Source organism: Mongoliitalea lutea (genome assembly GCF_014652135.1).
Taxonomy (GTDB): domain Bacteria; phylum Bacteroidota; class Bacteroidia; order Cytophagales; family Cyclobacteriaceae; genus Mongoliitalea; species Mongoliitalea lutea.
The window spans coordinates 1-1017 of sequence record NZ_BMYF01000054.1 but is presented as its reverse complement, the minus strand read 5'-3'; the positions used below and the strand labels follow the sequence as shown (position 1 = coordinate 1017).

The following is a 1017-nucleotide window of genomic DNA, read 5'->3' as shown; positions in this document are numbered from 1 at the left end:
GACTGATATGCTTTCTATATTTTCGTTAGCGGATATTTTTACGCTTGGAGCCTTAGTTCAAGGGAATTTGATCAACAATATTGACAATTTCGTATTTGGAGTAGTAACTTTTGATGGAACTTATCTTTTAGGCATAGAAAATGTGAATAGCTTTCTAAATTACTTCTCTTCAAATCAAATTGATCCAACTAATGAAAACCACTTAAATTTATATAGTGTGGAGTATGATAATATTTATGTCAAACCAGACAATTCTCCTAGTCAGAATGAAATTGGAATACTAAATTTCATTAAGGATAAAAACTTAGGTATATCTTTAAAAAAAGGGGATTTAGCGAATTTTAATGCTTGGGATAAGATTGGAGTTAATCGATCAGGAAATAATACTATAATTTTAGAATGTAAATAATTATGAAAAATCAAATAATATTAATAATATCTTTATTCATTAGCTCTTTAGTAGTTAATAAATCAAGTTTTGCACAATCCGAAAATAAAGATTTAAAAGAATTGGAGGGTATGTGGGCTTATTCAAATGACACCATCAATTATATTGTAAAACTAGTTGAGGTGAATATATTAGTTGGTGATCGAGAGGAGAAAAGACTTATAGGATTTTCGAAATTAAAAGTTAAAAGTGATCTTTTGTATGACAATTTGCATCGTGTTGAAAAGTTTTTAAAAAATAGGAATGTAAAGTCAGAGGTAATATTCGATACGAAAAATCCTGAAAATATTCCGAACATCATTATGTACTCAAATTCAAACATCTTTTTTGGAGATTTCACAAACGATGATAAGTTAAAGTCTGTTAAAATTACTGCCAATTATGCAGAAGATAAGTTCATAATAAATTTTGAAAGATTTGCAAGAAATGGTAAACATGACCCAGATCACATTCCGAAGGTCCCATCAACTTGGGTATTGCAAAGAGTAGAAGAATAGAACATAACATCAAAAGTACCCTTAATTCATTTGGATTAAGGGTACTTTTTTATTCAAAATGAGCTATTCTCG

2 protein-coding genes are annotated in these 1017 nt (G+C 28.8%); both read left to right on the top strand.

The window, feature by feature from the left end; translation table 11 throughout:
- The coding region (locus IE080_RS19335; RefSeq protein ID WP_189586828.1) for a hypothetical protein at positions 1-409 on the top strand (409 nt) is incomplete at its 5' end.
- Between the two features lie 2 nt (positions 410-411).
- A complete protein-coding gene (locus IE080_RS19330) occupies positions 412-945 on the top strand; it encodes a DUF6705 family protein (RefSeq protein WP_189586826.1) in 534 nt (177 codons plus the stop codon).
- The last annotated feature ends 72 nt before the right edge of the window (positions 946-1017 follow it).

What these genes read in the sequence shown, in the direction of transcription:
- IE080_RS19330 (WP_189586826.1), top strand. Translation starts at nt 412, where the DNA reads ATGAAAAATCAAATAATATTAATAATATCTTTATTCATTAGCTCTTTA.